This is a genomic window from Aquimarina sp. ERC-38 (assembly GCF_026222555.1).
GTDB lineage: Bacteria > Bacteroidota > Bacteroidia > Flavobacteriales > Flavobacteriaceae > Aquimarina.
This window is the reverse complement of sequence record NZ_CP098511.1, coordinates 1,830,348-1,846,479: the sequence shown is the minus strand read 5'-3', so window position 1 is coordinate 1,846,479 and position 16,132 is coordinate 1,830,348. Positions and strand designations below refer to the sequence as shown.

Sequence of the window (16,132 nt, the reverse complement as noted above, 5' to 3'; positions counted from 1 at the left end):
ATTATTTTTTTAATACCCAGGTATCTTTAGACCCTCCGCCCTGCGAAGAATTTACAATTAAATTTCCTCTTTTTAATGCTACCCGGGTCAATCCGCCTTTTAAAACAAAGTCTTTATCTTGTCCTAATAACGTAAATGTACGTAAATCCACGTGTCGGGGTTCAAAGGATTCTTCCTCTTCAATATAAGTCGCATGTACCGATAAAGACATAATGGGTTGTGCGATATATTTTCGAGGATGTTTGGTAATGGTTTCCCGCACTTCTTTAATTTCTTCCTGGGTCAACCTGTTTCCGATAGAGATACCGTAGCCTCCGGATTCATCAACAGGTTTAATTACCAGTTTTTCGATATTATCCAGTACGTATTTCATATCTTCTTCCCGGCTACAATGGTACGTATGTACGTTGCTTAAAATCGGATCTTCTCCCAGGTAATATTTAATAATTTCCGGCATATAGGTATAGATGGCTTTATCATCTGCTACTCCGGTTCCGGGTGCATTTACCAGGCAAACATGACCTTTTAAATAAGCCGAAAATAATCCTGGAACCCCCAGTACTGAATCCGGTTTAAAAACTTTAGGGTCAATAAAAAGATCATCCACCCTACGGTAAATAACATCTACTCGTTGTGGCCCGTTAATGGTTTTCATATAAACAAAATCATTCTCCACAAACAGGTCCCGGCCTTCAACCAACTCCACGCCCATACCTTTGGCCAGATACGAATGTTCGTAGTACGCCGAGTTAAAAACGCCCGGGGTCAAAACCACGCAAGTCGGAGTATCTACGCCTTTGGGTTTTACTGTTTCCAGGATTTCCAATAGATTTTGCGCATAATCGGTTACCGTTTTAATTTTATACTGATCAAAAACCCCAAATAATGCTCGTTTTAAGGCAGTACGGTTACAAACCACATAACTTACCCCTGACGGACAACGTATATTGTCTTCAAGAACATAATATTTACCATCTGCATGTTTGATTAAATCCGTACCACTAATATGATTGTAAATCCCACCGGGAGGATCAAAGCCTTTCATTTGTTCCAGGTAATTTTCTGAAGAAGCAATCATTTCCCTGGGAACAATTCCTTCTTTTATAATTTCCTGATCGTGATAGATATCTTTTAGAAATAAATTGAGTGCTTTGCTACGTTGCAATACTCCTTTTTCGATATGTTCCCACTCTTCACCATCAATAATCCGTGGAAATAGGTCAAACGGAAAAATTTTTTCTTTGGTTTCGTTATTTCCATACACCTGAAAGGTAATCCCCTGGTTAAAAAAGGAAGCTTTTGCCTTCTCATTAAGGTTTTTAAAATCCGAAATGGTATGACCACTGTAAAGATTAAATAAAGTAGTATACACCTCTTTAGCTTTTTCTTCTTTTTCAAAAACTTCGTCAAAATAGGTGTTATTGTACCGGTAAGAAGAAAATAAGGGTAAGTCCATTATAAAGTTATTTGTGATCCACCAACAATATAGTATTCTTTTACAAGTAGGATGGTACTATATCCATAAAAATAAATTCAAAATTTAGTTTTTATGTAAAATATTGCGAGATAGCCATAAAATGTCCTAAAAACCCGAAGTTTGGAAGCTAATTTTTATTTTTTTTGGTGGGTTTGTTGTTATATTTTTAGTGGAAAAGTGTAGAGGTTGGATGGAATTAAGTATTTCCAAAGTGAATTGATAAAAATTTTTCCAATTAGTTGCTTAACATTCTTCCTCTTAAAACGATTGCAGGATGGGCTGATTTACTAAATAATTGGTTGTAAAGAACTCAATTCTTACAAAAATAAAAAAGACAACTTACACTGTTTTGCCTTAAAATATAGGTGTCAATCTTTACCTTTGTATCTTACTATTGATAAAATTAAAACCACTAAACTTTTGTTATGAGAAAAAAGATTGTTGCCGGAAACTGGAAAATGAATAAAAACCTGGCGGAAACAGGTAATTTGTTAGGTGAATTAAAAGGACGAGTAGATCAAATCGATAATGTTGAAGTTATTGTAGCCCCTACGTTTACTAATTTGTATTACAGTTTTGAACAATTGCGAGAGACTACCATTACCGTAGCTGCACAAAATATGCACCAAGCGGCTAATGGTGCTTTTACCGGTGAAATTTCTGCGGATATGTTAAAAAGTATCGGAGTAGAGACGGTAATTTTAGGGCATAGCGAACGAAGAGCCCATTTTGGGGAAACGGATGCTATTCTTAAAGAAAAAGTAGTTACGGCTATACAAAAAGAAATGACTGTCATTTTTTGTTTTGGAGAAGAATTAAACGACCGGAAAAGTGATAAACATTTTGACCTGGTAGCAAGCCAACTTAAAAATGCGTTGTTTGACCTGGATAAAAGTGCCTGGAGCCAAATTATTCTGGCTTATGAACCGGTCTGGGCCATTGGTACGGGAGAAACGGCAAGCCCGAAACAAGCCCAGGAAATGCATGCCTTTATCCGAAAAACGATTGCAAAAGCTTTTGATCAGCAAATTGCAGATCAGGTTTCCATCCTTTATGGTGGTAGTGTTAAACCAGCCAATGCTAAAGAAATTTTTGCTAAACAAGATGTAGACGGAGGACTGATCGGAGGTGCCGCCCTAGATGCTGAAAGTTTTGAAGCTATTGTTAGGGCTATTTAGGGGTTTGTATTCTTTATATTGTTGTTACCAACAATTGGAACAAACAAAATGATCGGAAAAGAGAAAATAAAAATTTTTAGACTAGCTTTTAAGAAAGCTAATAATGGAAAATGCTCTTTACCTAACCGCTTCGATTTTAACAAAATAACTGAATTTGAATTTTATACTGATGGTATGCGTGGTGGGATTAACTCAAGATTCCTATTTAAAAAAAACTTAAAAGATGAGTATTTTTTAGAGTTTTCATTAAGAACGGACTACTCGTCTTGGCACAGAGTAATATTATCTGACGGAACAATTTATGGAGTAAAACAAAACAGTTCTGAGTTAGGTGGAGAAATCACACTTGACAGAAAAAAGACAGAAATACTCTTACAAATAATCCCTGAAAATGAAGACAACTTTGAAAGTGAAAACAATATTTTTGCGGAAAAACTGAACGAAAAACCTAAAATTGACAGAAGAGTAAACTACTGGTAACAACACCTATGCGATAATGCAGGATTTGGGTTTAATCGAAAAGTCATTACTTATTTGGTTTGTCGCCAAAGATTTAAATTCAGTATTTTAGAAAATATAAAAACAAAACATAAACTTTAGCTAAGTGCTTGCTCGAAAACCTTTGATTTTTGCTCCTGCACTACATATAACTAAACGTTGTGCGTCGTTTGCGTTACCGAAAATGAAAAGCAATTAATGATTAAAAAATGGATTCATAACCTTCTCAAAAAAGAAGAAAGGAACGATGTCAATCTTGATATTGTTCAAGAAGCTATAACTGATTATCGTCAAGAAGGAAAAGAACTTATGTTTAAGCTTGGAGAAAAATATGGTTTAGATATTGGGATTAAAGAAGATTACGAAAAATTAATTTCAAGAAGTAATAAAAATATTCCTAGAAGAGGAGAACTTTCAAAAAGATGGAACTACAACTTTCATATAGGAGGATGCAGATTTTATAATAAAAAACATCAAAAGAAAGTAGAGGTCGTTTTAACCAATTCACCTGAATTTGGGCATATAGATTCTTGGTTTCTTTTATCTTATATGCAGTCAGTTGATAAGTACAAAAGTGAAGTTGAAGGAATGGATCGGCAGAATTTAAAATTAGTTGTCGAAAAATTATATATGGATAATAAAATAAAAAAAGTTGAGTAAAATATACAATATATACTTAAATGGACTTCTAATTGGAACAACGGAATTGGAAAAAGCAGATGTACCTATGGGAGTTGTTATCGGTGATTTAAGATTTACCGACCAAAAATTTGGATATGATCTTTTAAAAGAATATTGTGAGAATAATCAAATTGAACTCGCCTCTGATTATCCAGAAGATAAAATGATTTCGACAACGAATATTTCTGAGCTAAAAATTACTAATGATAAGGGAATTGAAATTAAAGGAGTCGAAAATCAAATAACAGGAATGGATAAGGAAGAATATGAAATATCAATATTTGGAATTCCGTATCCTTTTTATAAGGAGGAATTCCCTCATCACGTAAAAGATTATGAAAATATGTTTAATAAAGAATAAAAACGAACGCACAACGATGTATAACGATGTATAGCCATGTATCAGCAGGCTACGCTTGTTATACGTAACGTTGTAAAAAATGTCAGAACAAAATTCAAAAACGGAAATCAACATATGAAATGTTCTGTTTGCTTCAACGAAATTAAAGAAAATTATTGCTCAAATTGTGGTCAATATTTTAAGAACACTAGAGTTACATTTCGAACAATATTTGTGGATTTGTTTGATAGTATTTTTTCTCTTGAAAAATCTTTTTTTAAAAATATTAAAATTGCTTTAAGACAACCTGAAACACTAGCTACTAACTATTGGAATGGATTTAGGAAGTATTATTTTAGTCCTGGAAAATTCTTTACGATAGCATCTTTATTTCTTTTATTACACTATTCAATCGCAAATGATTTTTTGGGAATTGTAATATCAAGTAATATTTCTTCACAATTTATAATCTTATTAACGAATATTCTCTTACTAACTTTATCTAGTTATTTACTCTATATACAATTCAAGAAAAATATTTTTGAGCATTTAATTCTGAATATTTATAATGTAAGTTTATGGGTAATTATTTTCTTTCCAATATCAATAATGTTGAGTCTGATAGTAAATAATAATAAAATTGAACAGTTATTTTATATACCATTTCATTTACTTGTTATTATTTGGAACTCCAAAGCTTTTAAATTGACCAAATTCAAACGCTTTTTCTTTGTTATGATAAACTTAGTATTGTTCTATGGTACACTGTTATTATTAGTATATAAATATGGTGAATTTTAATCTAGAAATTCTGAATTATAATGATTAGAAAAACATTGTTTACGACACAATCTATAAGCAATATGGGCTTTGGGCTTCATCAAAAGGTTTGTGTATTTTTATGATGTGCGTGGCGGAAAGCGAATGCTAGTTTGCACCAGTACTGTTCATAGCTCAACCGTTAGCAAATATTATTTTAAGCGATTAATCTTAGATCTAAAGTGATATAAACTATTAGTATTGTTGAACTTTAATACAGATTATTGTAAAATATTGTAGATATGAAAAGTATATTATTTTTTGTTTTATTAGTATTTAGTTTTACTGATTTACTGGGTCAAGATTATGTTCATGCTGATAGTCTTTTAATAGATCTTAAAAAGAAGAAAAAAGAATCCCAATTCTACAAAAAATTAGACTACCACGGTTTAATGCTTCTAATACCTGACTCTTACCACTTTCTCAATTTAATAAAACGAGATCGCCTTGCACTTACAAAACCTAAAAATTTAAATTTTGAAAAAAATATAGAGATAAAGGGAAACAACTTTTCTAATATTTGTGACTTATTATTATCAGAGGATTTTTTAAACAAAATTATTTCAAAAATTACTATTGAAAGTAGTTATAAGATAGATAATATTTATTATAGAGACGACTTGGGATATTTCTCCATTTGCAGTAAAAGCGATTCTGAATATTTTTGGAGTGAGTCTTATTTTGTAAAATTTAAAGAGGATGTTTTGTATTATACATTGACACGAAAAACTATGGAATAAATTTTATACAAAGCAATTGTTAACAACATGTAAACGCATTGCTTTATAATGTTTTAGAGCAAAAGTGATTTTGTATGTATGAAGTCAGCATTACAAATTTAATTATTTTAATAGATAATTTAAAAATACTAAAAGTGTAATGCCTTGTATTTTATTGAAGTCGCTAACTTTCTAAATGTGCAGACATTTATTCTAATCGTTGCCACATCTTAAAAATTCTTTTTAGCAAACAAGATTCTTAATTTTACTATGTAGAAAAGAAATTAGTGAATATAGAACATAATAAGCTAACTAATTCAATAGAAAATTATGTTTTAGGAGATAGAGTTAATAAATACTATAAAAATTGACGATGTAGGATATGTAAAAGAACCTAATGGAGTTACGTTAATTGTAGATAAGAAGGAGTAAAGTTTAGAAATGGAGCAATTAGATAAAGACTTTATTGAAAGAAGTAAAGAAAAACGTGCTTGATAAACTTACCCTCAAAAAATAACCTGTGGTAACACTCTATAAAACATAGAAAGATTTAAGATTATTTAAAAATTCGAGGCTTATCTACAATGTTACCAATTTTGATATTTGACATTCATTTTAAAATAGTCAACTACAAATAAATATATCAGTTTTAGTATTAATCTGAAATGAAAGTGCTTATCTCCTGCCCTATAGGTTCTTCTGCTGAACGCTGTAAACAATAATAAACAACAGATTATCCTGTATTTATAAATTTAAAGATATTATTTTTAATACTATCAAATGATAGTATCACTATGAAACCACCTTATGATATTACTCCACTAATTCTAAAATTAATAAGTAGTATTTCAGAAAAATTAGGAGAAATAAATGCTCATTTCCTTGATAAACCATCTCCTACCCTGAAAAAACAAAATAGGATTCGAACTATTCATTCTTCTTTAAAAATAGAAGGAAATACTTTATCTGAGGAGCAGATAACAGCAATACTCGAAAACAAGAGAGTTTTAGGTCCGGAAAAAGATATCAAAGAAGTTCTAAATGCTTTAAAAACATATGAACTCATCCAAAACTATAATCCTACTAATGAAAGTTCTTTTTTAGATGCTCATAAAAATTTGATGAACGGTTTAGTTATAGATGCAGGAAAATACCGAGAACAGGGAGTTAGTATAGTGAAGGGTTCAAAAGTAGAACACTTAGCTCCTCCTTATGAAAATGTACCTTTTTTAATGAAAGATCTATTTCAATACCTAAAGAGTGATGAAATTGAATTAATTAAAAGTTGTGTATTTCATTACGAAATGGAGTTTATACATCCTTTCCTTGATGGTAACGGAAGAATGGGAAGATTGTGGCAAACATTAATCTTAATGACTAAATACCCTGTTTTCGAATATATTCCATTCGAAACTTTAATAAGTAAAGATCAAGATAAATATTATAAAGCTTTAGCTGACTGTGACAAGGCTGGTAAGTCTACGTTATTTATTGAGTATATGCTTAGTGTTATAAATACATCTTTATCAGAATTACTTAACTTTAATAATAGAAATTAGGATATAAAACAAAGACTTAATTACTTCATTTCTTTAAATATAGAAAGAATTTACTCGAAAAGTATATATGAATACTTTTAAAAATATTTCTTCATCAACAGCTAGTAGAGATTTAAAAAAAGGTGTTGCGCTAAATATATTCGCAAAACAAGGAGAAAAAAATAAAACCATATATAAAATTACTGGTCACAACGTTGTATAATAAATATAGAGAGGTTTGAAATCGTTTAAAAAATTTTGGACTTATCTACGATGTCAAAAAATTTAAATCTTACGTTAAAATGGATAAGAGCAATATAGATATACTTGATTTAGTATCAATCAGAAATGAAAGTGCTTATCTCCTGCCCTGTAGTTTCTTATGCTGAACGTTAGCAATAATTGAAAATTATATAAGTTCGGTTATTATCCGAACTTTTTTATATATTAGTGATAATAAGTGAGACTTACCAATAAGAAAATACTAGAGAAACTAAAAAGGAAGAATAAAGGAAATGTCTCTTTAGCTAACGCTATTGATAAGCTTATTAAGGATATTAATGGGAATGATTGGAAAGACCAAACTGAATTAAACAAAACAAGAACCGATGCTGACAAAATACATAGCGACGGATTTTACTTCTTTAATATCAATATCCACAGAACGATGATTATGATTGAGTTTAGTGATAGTGAAGCTACTGTTGTATGGGCTGGAACACATCAAGAATATGAAACTATTTTTAAGAATAATAGAAATACTATAAAAAAGTGGTTAAAGTCTAACAATTGGATTTAAAAATGAAATTATGAAAACACAATTTGACATATCACAACTGATTGAGGCAGGAAAGATCCAAGACGAACTGGATTTTGAAAGAGCATTAATTGCAGACAGAAAATTACGTATTCTCTCTAAGGAAAATCCAAAATTTAAATCTATTAGAAAAAAATTGAGAGATTTGATTGAAAGTTATGAAAAACAAAACTGGAGTGCTAACTCAAAAATATCTGATAAAAAACTACGCGAAAGTGACATTGCAGAATTAATTGCAGAAAAGGAGCGTTTATTTATTCAACGGAGAAAAGAGTTGATCCGAAAAAAATTAAAGAGCCTAAATTTAACACAACAAGAATTCGGAGAAATTTTAGGACATCGAAATAAATCTTATATCTCTGAGCTTATGAATGGCGTGAGTCCTTTCTCCTTAAAAGATTTGATCGTAATCAATCGACTTTTAAAAATTGACTTGACCGATTTAGTTCCGACTTTCTTACCGCAATCTGACAGGATAAAAATTAGAACAACTATTAAAAAACTTAATAATCCAAAATTAAAATTAAGTAAAACGACTTGGCAATAGTATAAATTACTACTGCTACAATTGATATATTGCATATGTCGCCTTTGGCAAGCAAACGTAACATACGAGAGCCGTTATGCGCAAGCTGGAAAAACATTGTGTATTTATCAAAGTATCATAGAAAAAACTAATGTAAGCTTACGGTCTGAATTAATGTATTTTGTAAATCGGATTTATAAACATTTTCTAGGTTATTAACATCCTCCCCGCATAAGTGCGGTAAGCATATAAAAAGTTATCAACAAAATTTGCGTAAATGAAAGATTTAATTTCTTCAAATATAGACAGACAGAATATCTTAAACAATCCTCTAGTATTAAGCAATCTAAGGGATTACTTTGGTATTCCTGGAATACTATTTCAAGAAGAATATAAATATACTAAACAACAAATATCTGAATTCTATCAAATTGATATAGCCACAATTGACAGATATCTTGAGAATCATGAAAAGGAGCTTAAGCACAATGGCTATATTGTTTTGAAAGGTAAAAATCTAAAAGAATTCAAAACAGATTTTGGACATATCATAAATCTTTCTAATAAAACATCTCAACTGGGGGTATTCAATTTCAGGTCATTTCTAAACTTGGGAATGTTATTGGTTGAAAGTGAAATGGCCAAAGCATTGAGAAGTAAAATTCTTGATATCGTAATTGATACTCTAAATGAAAAAGCTGGAGGTTCAACCAAATATATAAACCAAAGAGACGAAGATTTTTTAAATGCTATTCTTAAAGAGCCACATTATAGAAAAGAATTCACTCAAGCTTTAAGCACATACCTAGATTTAGGAAACTTCAAGTATGCCATTTATACAAGTAAAATTTACGAATGTATATTCAAAGAAAATGCTGTAGAATATAAAAAAATACTCAATATAAGTGAAAAGGAGAATGCAAGAGATACAATGTATTCAGAAGTTTTAAAACTCATAGCCTCTTTCGAGACTGGTCTCGCTCACGAAATGAAAGAGAAATATGAGTCTCTTGGTAGAAAATTGACAAAATCAGAAATGGACTTACTTCTATTTCAATTTTCAGAACATCCATTATTCAAGCCCTTAATTGAAGATGCAAGAATAAAAATGGCAAGTCGAGATTATGGATTTAGAAAAGTATTTCACGATAGCTTAAAAAATTATATCAATACCGTAGCGCAATCTGACTTTGAACGATTTTTAGGAGATAAAAGTAAGGCACTAGAAGAAAGAATCGACGAAAATATTGATGTTTTTAAACGCCTTAAAAATCGATAGTATGGCATTTATGTATTTCGATTTTGAATACGCAGTCAGAGAACACGATTATATAATTGAACATTCAGGTGGATTGACTGGAGCAAAAGATTTAGGACAACTTCATGCTACCTTAGATTTCGTTCAAAACGACGACTATTATCCTGAATTGGAAGATAAAGTTGCTTATTTATTTTATTCAATAAACAAGAATCACGCATTTAATGACGGAAACAAAAGGTCTTCTATTGCACTAAGCGCATATTTCTTGGAAATTAATGGACTAGACCATCTTGTATCTAAATTCATTTCATCAACTGAAAATATTGCTGTGGATGTTGCTGATAATATTATTGATAGAGACTTACTTAAAGAAATCATTGCTTCTATTATATATGAAGAAGATTTTAGCTACGAATTAAAACTAAGAATAATAGTGGCTAAAACAAGAGAATAGCGCAAAAGCCTGCACATAATGCTGTACAAAAAAACATAGGGCGGTTTAGGCTTGCCAAAAGGACTGTGTTTATTTACAAAGTCGCCAACTATAAAATTTGGCATTTGCAAAAAATATAAATGTAAAAAGACATATTTGATTTAGTATCAATCCGAAATGAAAGTGCTTATCTCCTGCCCTGTAGGTTCTTTTACTTAACGTTGTAAATAACAATAAACAACAGATTATCCTGTATTTACAAATTTAAAGATATTATTTTTGATACTATCAAATGATAGTATCACCAAGTAGAGATTTAAAAAAAGATGTAGCGCAAAATATATTTATAAAACAAGTAGAACAAAATAAAACCATATATAAAATACTGGTCACAACGTTGTATAATAAATATAGAGAGGTTTGAAATTGTTTGAAAAATTTTGGACTTATCCGCGATATCGCTAAATATAAAATTTGAAATTTATAGAAGGAAAAAATTTATATTTAGCCAAGTAATAAAACGAAAATGCTTATCACCTACCCTACGTTTCTATATAAAAACCTTACTACCAATTTCGGAAATGACCAAATACATTAAAATTTTAGTTCTATTTTTAACCCTAGCTGCTTGCGGACAAAAAGCGATTGAAATGAAAACACCCGAAAACGCGAATGAAAAATTTACAGAATTTATCGCAAAGAAAAAATTTATAGCGGAAAATTACTATCCTGGTATTGCTGACGAAAAAATGCGACCAATTTTCACAAAGAAAATCAACAATGCTGCTTCTGACTTTAAAAATGTTGCAGAATCTGAAAATCCGACTAACAAAAAATACCAAGAACAAATTAAAATCGGACTTTCAAGATTTGCCGACGTTTATATGGAATTGGACAGCGAAGACCGGGAAAGAATTTGTACATATTTTGAGGAATTAATGGATATTGTCGAGTTGGAAAGTTCGAATGGACAATTAAATAAATTTATGTATGGATTTGACCCTAATGAAATAATAAAGAAGAAGTAAAAACTGATACTAACTTTACATAAAAATCCACTAAAACGCATTTTACACTAACTAATAAACAACCCAAAAAAGTCTACAAATTATTAATTGACAATAGAAGAACAAAGACTTTTAGTAATACGGGTAAATAAGTGAATGACAAATTCTACTTTATTAATCCCTATCCCTTAAAGAAAAAAGCTTAAAAATAGGCGTATCCACTGTAGTAGACATCTTTTTTTAGACATAGAATACATCGTATTTAATTAGCTTTGTAATTCATCGAAAAGCACAAAAAGAATTATTTTAAGGGAATGGAAAACATTATTTGCTACCACCTGGTTGAACAAAAAATTCCGGGAGTTCCACCTTTACCGGTAGCCTTTTTAGTTTCAACAAAAAACGAGCAATTACAATATATTGAAAAACAAATCACCGAAACCATCCTTTCCTATTCAGGAGTTGAATATCAAAACACGGATCATGAACAATTGTTAAATCTTTGCAATCAATTACATCCAATAGCTTTAGGAAAACGCTTTCAGCCTAAAAAATCCAGGAAAAAGACGCCATTGATTGCCTTATTTCTGGATACCCGGACGAAAGAAGTCATCTTAAATTTTATTATTAGAAAGCTTACTTCTTTTTATAAAACAATTACAAAAAATGAATTTCCCTTATGTTTTGGTGCGGAAAGAAATATATATTTAGAAACTACCCGGATTCAGACCAAACTAACACTTTTAGAACCTATCCTTCAGTTTACTAAAACTACCAATGGAATTAATTATGCATTTACCTTGCGAGAAGGTAAGAAAAATTATCTTCCTAAAGATCAGGTAATTATTATTTTATTAAACACTCCCTCCTACTTGCTGATGAACGGTCGGTTATGTAGCGTGCCACATCTCAATGCCAACAAGCTAATTCCCTTTTTCACTAAAGAACAAATCAACATCCCCGAGAAACATTGTAAAAGCTATTTGGAAAAAATTATCATTCCATTACTTAAAAATATAGAAATTCAAACGGAAGGATTTGATATTATCATTGAAAACCAAATAAGTGCATATACGTTAAAAATTACGGATAACTTTAAACAGGATGGTTATGTCGCTACCGTACTTTTTGAATATAACCACCAAATTTTTGAATATCACTGGAGTAAAACCACCGCTTCTACCATTGAAGTAGATCATACCAATAAAATTACCATTCGGCAGGTACAACGAAATAGGACCAAAGAAAAAGAAATCGTACAATTTTTAATTGACCAGGGCTTTCAGTTAAATGCCAGTCTGTTTTTAGAATTTCCTATGGATACTGATCCTTATGGCATGTTAAGTTGGGTGAAAAGTCATAGACGATTTTTAAAAGAACATCAGTTTGACGTTGAATTACCAGTTATTGACGGTAAAGAAATACTATTAGCTACTCCGGAACTTCATATAAATACCACCGCAGAAAAAGACTGGTTTGATATTAAAGGAATCGTAAGCGTAGGACATCATCAGATTCCATTCTACAAATTTATCCCCTTTATTAGGGATAATAACCGTCACTTTCCTATTGATAAAGAAACCGTTTTTATTATTCCGTTACCCTGGATGCAAACCTATAAAGCCATGGCTACTTACGGAAAACAAAAAGGGGAACGCTTTACGGTAAGTAAAAGTAACTACACCCTTTTAGAAAACATTACCACGCCGGAAGTCTTGGATATTCAGAAACACGACCTTACTGATTATCAACCTTCGAAATTACTAAAAGCAGATTTACGGCCGTATCAACATGAAGGAGTTACCTGGTTGATACAGCATTATCAAAATGCTTTGGGGGCTTGCCTGGCAGATGATATGGGCTTAGGTAAAACTTTGCAAACCATTGCGATGCTAGTTTACGCCAAAGAAAATCTTCCGACTTCAAATGTCGTCCAAGATAAAATTCAATTTGACTTATTTAGTGATCCGCTGGAAGTAAAGACGTATTTAAACGCTCTGATCGTTCTCCCCTCTTCTTTGGTTTTCAACTGGGCTAACGAGATTCAAAAGTTTGCGCCTCATTTTGCCATCGCTTTATTCACCGGAACAAAACGTAAGGAATTAAAATCTTATTTAAATACCTACGACGTCATTTTAACTACCTATTCAATTTTAAACCGGGATTTGAACACCTTTCTAAAATTTGAATTTCAATACTTAGTTCTTGATGAAAGCCAACAGATTAAAAATAAAGAGTCTAAAATTTTTCAAGCAATTAACCAGGTACGGACAGCTCATAAAATTTCGTTAAGCGGTACACCGATTGAAAATTCTTTGTCTGACCTTTGGTCGCAAATGCAATTTATCAATCCCGGGATGCTAGGTAGTTTTCGCTTTTTTAAAGAACAATTTAAAATTCCTATTGAAAAAGAGCAAGATACAGAGCGTATTAAAGAATTAAAATTATTAGTAGACCCTTTTATTTTACGTAGAACTAAAGAACAGGTAGCTAAGGATTTACCTAAACTTTCTGAACAAGTTATTTTTACAGAAATGCTCCCAAAACAGGAGAACTATTACGAAACCGAAAAATCGGCTGCTCGAAATGCATTACTTTCCTTAGATCAAAACCCAAAAAATAAAATTAAAATTCTGAATACGTTGATGAAGCTTCGGCAGATTGCCAATCATCCGGTATTAGCCAATAGTAGTGCTACCGAAGGTTCAGGAAAGTTTATAGATATCATCGAATTTCTTACAACGTTGAACAAAGCTGATAAAAAAGCCTTGGTATTTAGTTCGTTTGTATCGCATTTAGAAATTTATCAGAATTGGTGTGATCAGCAAAATACAAGGTATACCAGCCTGACCGGACAAACCCCTGCCAAAAAACGAGAACAAATTGTAGCAGATTTCCAGGAAAAAAAAGACATCCGGTTCTTTTTTATTTCGCTAAAGGCGGGAGGAGTTGGATTAAACCTTACTGAAGCCTCGTATGTACTATTATTAGACCCATGGTGGAACCCTTTTGCGGAACAACAGGCGATTGCAAGGGCACATCGGATCGGACAAACAAACAATGTACTCGTTACCCGGTTTATTACTAAAAACAGTATTGAAGAAAAGATTTTAAAACTACAAGAAAACAAAAAACAGTTATCCGAAAATATTATTGACGTAAACAGTATCCCGGAGTATGTTACTGCTGAGTTGGAGGAATTGTTGAGTTAAACCCTTATTCAATAGTCGCTTTATATAGAAAGTTGGTCAATTAAACGATCTTTATCTGCTAGTCTGGCTTCATAAAGTTCAATGATTTTATTTGTTTTTTCTTTGTTTTCCTGATAGAGGTTTTCAACATATCCTGTAGAACTATCATACAAATTTTGATTAATAGTATTTTTACCTTTTGAACTTAAAAAATCTTCGATAGGAGTTTCTGAAATTTCAGATAACTGATAAAGGCGTTCAACCGTTAGTTTGGTTTCATTTTTTTCCAACTTACTATAAGCTACCTGACTAATGTTTAATTCATTGGCAATATATTCATGTGAATATCCTTTGTGTTTTCTGATTTCTTTAATTCGATCTAAAACTTCCATCATAACTAAAACTTATAAAATTTTTATTAAAAGTAATGAAAATATTGAAATAGTTATTGTAAATAAGAGAAATTTCCCATATTATTGTTACATAAATATTTTACTAATTTTTTAAAACTTTTATTATGAAATTGGATGATTTTAAACAGCAATCCTTATCTTCAAACGAGTTAAATAATACACATGGTGGTTTAATGACTGGTCCTCTCTTACATCCAGATTTGAGGGACGCAATTAATGAATTTGGATTGAAGACTGCAGAAGCAATGTGGGATGGTGTAACCGCAGCAGGACGTACAGTAGCAGACACTTTCAATAGAATTTTCGGTTAATAAATCTGTTAGATGAGCTATCTCAATATACTTAGTACTTAATTAACTTAGATTTTAAAGAAATGAAAAATATTACTTTGCGCGAATTAAATTGACTTATCTTCTAAATTATATAATTTACTATATCTTTGAGATAGCTTTTCTATTCTTACTAAGAAACTCAAGTATTGATCAAACTTATGCTATTTTATTTTAACATTGTTTTTAATCTAAAAACTTTACCTTCCATTTCAAAAAAAAAAATACTATTGCATTTTGTATTAATTAATTTTTTAGTAGCGTTTGGTTTTATTTTTTTTACTTCTTTTCTCTCTGCCATTATTAATTATGATATTTATACTGCCTTAGAGAACAATAAAACTACTTTAGAACGATTAAAAATGTGGGGGCTTATGATGACTTTGGTTCCTTTTGTAGAAGAATTAGCTTTTAGATTACTATTACAAAAGAGTAAACTCAACTATATTGTTTCAATTTCCTTAATTTTACTATTCATATTTACAATATTATCTGACCCATCTGATTATCTTCCGTTTATAAACGAATTACCTTTTAAATTTATAGGCTATATTCCAATATTACTATTATTATTATTGTTATCGTATCTTAGCTACACTTATTTATTTAAAGACATATATATTTCAGTTAGTGTCAAAAAATTATTATACGCTACTTCAATTTTATTTGCAATTCTACACTTTAGTAATTATAAAAATATAGAGTTAATACATATAATTTTATTTCCGCTTCTTATCGCTCACCATTTTATTTTTGGGGTCTTTGCAGGTTACCTACGATTAAAACTTGGTTTTAAATGGGCGGTCTACTTCCATGCATTAACAAATGTAATTGCCGTCTTCTTTATGGCTATTAAACATTTTTCGGAATTATATATATCTAATTAAAAAATCGGGTTTCTAAGA

The 16,132-nt window shown here is 30.9% G+C and carries 15 protein-coding genes and 1 pseudogene; 14 read left to right on the top strand and 2 right to left on the bottom strand.

Features of this window, described 5'->3' with window-relative positions; all coding sequences use genetic code 11:
- Position 1 precedes the first annotated feature (1 nt).
- Entirely contained in the window at positions 2–1,456 is a 1,455-nt protein-coding gene (locus NBT05_RS07755; RefSeq protein WP_265772919.1) for a circularly permuted type 2 ATP-grasp protein, read from the bottom strand.
- Between the two features lie 446 nt (positions 1,457–1,902).
- On the opposite strand from NBT05_RS07755, the gene tpiA reads away from it, so the two are divergent.
- From tpiA to NBT05_RS07695, 12 genes and pseudogenes are all read left to right on the top strand, one after another.
- Positions 1,903–2,655: a triose-phosphate isomerase gene (tpiA, locus tag NBT05_RS07750; protein WP_265772918.1), complete on the top strand. Its 753-nt coding sequence runs from the start codon at positions 1,903–1,905 to the stop codon at positions 2,653–2,655.
- Positions 2,656–2,703: 48 nt separating this feature from the next.
- Entirely contained in the window at positions 2,704–3,135 is a 432-nt protein-coding gene (locus NBT05_RS07745) for a hypothetical protein (protein ID WP_265772917.1), read from the top strand.
- 216 nt (positions 3,136–3,351) lie between these two features.
- Positions 3,352–3,813 (top strand): DUF6896 domain-containing protein, encoded by a 462-nt coding sequence (locus NBT05_RS07740; protein WP_265772916.1) that lies wholly within the window; start codon positions 3,352–3,354, stop codon positions 3,811–3,813.
- Positions 3,806–4,195: a hypothetical protein gene (locus NBT05_RS07735; RefSeq protein WP_265772915.1), complete on the top strand. Its 390-nt coding sequence runs from the start codon at positions 3,806–3,808 to the stop codon at positions 4,193–4,195. Before NBT05_RS07740 ends, NBT05_RS07735 begins: the two co-directional genes overlap by 8 nt.
- 1,040 nt (positions 4,196–5,235) lie before the next feature.
- Positions 5,236–5,733: a hypothetical protein gene (locus tag NBT05_RS07730; protein WP_265772914.1), complete on the top strand. Its 498-nt coding sequence runs from the start codon at positions 5,236–5,238 to the stop codon at positions 5,731–5,733.
- Between the two features lie 773 nt (positions 5,734–6,506).
- Positions 6,507–7,473, top strand: a pseudogene (locus tag NBT05_RS07725) (Fic family protein).
- A gap of 237 nt (positions 7,474–7,710) precedes the next feature.
- On the top strand, positions 7,711–8,049 hold the full coding sequence (locus NBT05_RS07720) for a type II toxin-antitoxin system HigB family toxin (RefSeq protein ID WP_265772913.1): 339 nt from the start codon (positions 7,711–7,713) through the stop codon (positions 8,047–8,049).
- A gap of 10 nt (positions 8,050–8,059) precedes the next feature.
- On the top strand, positions 8,060–8,614 hold the full coding sequence (locus NBT05_RS07715; protein WP_265772912.1) for a helix-turn-helix domain-containing protein: 555 nt from the start codon (positions 8,060–8,062) through the stop codon (positions 8,612–8,614).
- Positions 8,615–8,870: 256 nt separating this feature from the next.
- Positions 8,871–9,872, top strand: coding sequence for a DNA-binding protein (locus NBT05_RS07710; protein WP_265772911.1), 1,002 nt, complete (start codon positions 8,871–8,873; stop codon positions 9,870–9,872).
- A gap of 1 nt (position 9,873) precedes the next feature.
- Positions 9,874–10,308 (top strand): type II toxin-antitoxin system death-on-curing family toxin, encoded by a 435-nt coding sequence (locus NBT05_RS07705; protein ID WP_265772910.1) that lies wholly within the window; start codon positions 9,874–9,876, stop codon positions 10,306–10,308.
- Positions 10,309–10,868: 560 nt separating this feature from the next.
- Positions 10,869–11,315: a DUF4844 domain-containing protein gene (locus tag NBT05_RS07700; protein ID WP_265772909.1), complete on the top strand. Its 447-nt coding sequence runs from the start codon at positions 10,869–10,871 to the stop codon at positions 11,313–11,315.
- Between the two features lie 293 nt (positions 11,316–11,608).
- Complete coding sequence (locus NBT05_RS07695; protein WP_265772908.1) at positions 11,609–14,506, top strand: DEAD/DEAH box helicase; 2,898 nt, start codon at positions 11,609–11,611, stop codon at positions 14,504–14,506.
- Positions 14,507–14,526: 20 nt separating this feature from the next.
- Here the strand turns inward: NBT05_RS07695 and NBT05_RS07690 are convergent, their stop codons facing one another.
- Entirely contained in the window at positions 14,527–14,880 is a 354-nt protein-coding gene (locus NBT05_RS07690) for a helix-turn-helix domain-containing protein (protein ID WP_265772907.1), read from the bottom strand.
- A gap of 122 nt (positions 14,881–15,002) precedes the next feature.
- Here NBT05_RS07690 and NBT05_RS07685 point away from each other — a divergent pair, with 122 nt between their 5' ends.
- Positions 15,003–15,209 carry a hypothetical protein gene (locus NBT05_RS07685; protein WP_265772906.1) on the top strand — a complete coding sequence of 69 codons (207 nt, stop codon included), beginning with the start codon at positions 15,003–15,005 and terminating at the stop codon, positions 15,207–15,209.
- 248 nt (positions 15,210–15,457) lie between these two features.
- On the top strand, positions 15,458–16,114 hold the full coding sequence (locus NBT05_RS07680; protein WP_265772905.1) for a CPBP family glutamic-type intramembrane protease: 657 nt from the start codon (positions 15,458–15,460) through the stop codon (positions 16,112–16,114).
- Positions 16,115–16,132 lie beyond the last annotated feature (18 nt).

Coding starts and splice junctions, on each gene's coding strand:
- NBT05_RS07755 (WP_265772919.1), bottom strand. CDS start 1,456: ATGGACTTACCCTTATTTTCTTCTTACCGGTACAATAACACCTATTTT.
- tpiA (WP_265772918.1), top strand. CDS start 1,903: ATGAGAAAAAAGATTGTTGCCGGAAACTGGAAAATGAATAAAAACCTG.
- NBT05_RS07745 (WP_265772917.1), top strand. CDS start 2,704: ATGATCGGAAAAGAGAAAATAAAAATTTTTAGACTAGCTTTTAAGAAA.
- NBT05_RS07740 (WP_265772916.1), top strand. CDS start 3,352: ATGATTAAAAAATGGATTCATAACCTTCTCAAAAAAGAAGAAAGGAAC.
- NBT05_RS07730 (WP_265772914.1), top strand. CDS start 5,236: ATGAAAAGTATATTATTTTTTGTTTTATTAGTATTTAGTTTTACTGAT.
- NBT05_RS07715 (WP_265772912.1), top strand. CDS start 8,060: ATGAAAACACAATTTGACATATCACAACTGATTGAGGCAGGAAAGATC.
- NBT05_RS07710 (WP_265772911.1), top strand. CDS start 8,871: ATGAAAGATTTAATTTCTTCAAATATAGACAGACAGAATATCTTAAAC.
- NBT05_RS07705 (WP_265772910.1), top strand. CDS start 9,874: ATGGCATTTATGTATTTCGATTTTGAATACGCAGTCAGAGAACACGAT.
- NBT05_RS07700 (WP_265772909.1), top strand. CDS start 10,869: ATGACCAAATACATTAAAATTTTAGTTCTATTTTTAACCCTAGCTGCT.
- NBT05_RS07695 (WP_265772908.1), top strand. CDS start 11,609: ATGGAAAACATTATTTGCTACCACCTGGTTGAACAAAAAATTCCGGGA.
- NBT05_RS07690 (WP_265772907.1), bottom strand. CDS start 14,880: ATGATGGAAGTTTTAGATCGAATTAAAGAAATCAGAAAACACAAAGGA.
- NBT05_RS07685 (WP_265772906.1), top strand. CDS start 15,003: ATGAAATTGGATGATTTTAAACAGCAATCCTTATCTTCAAACGAGTTA.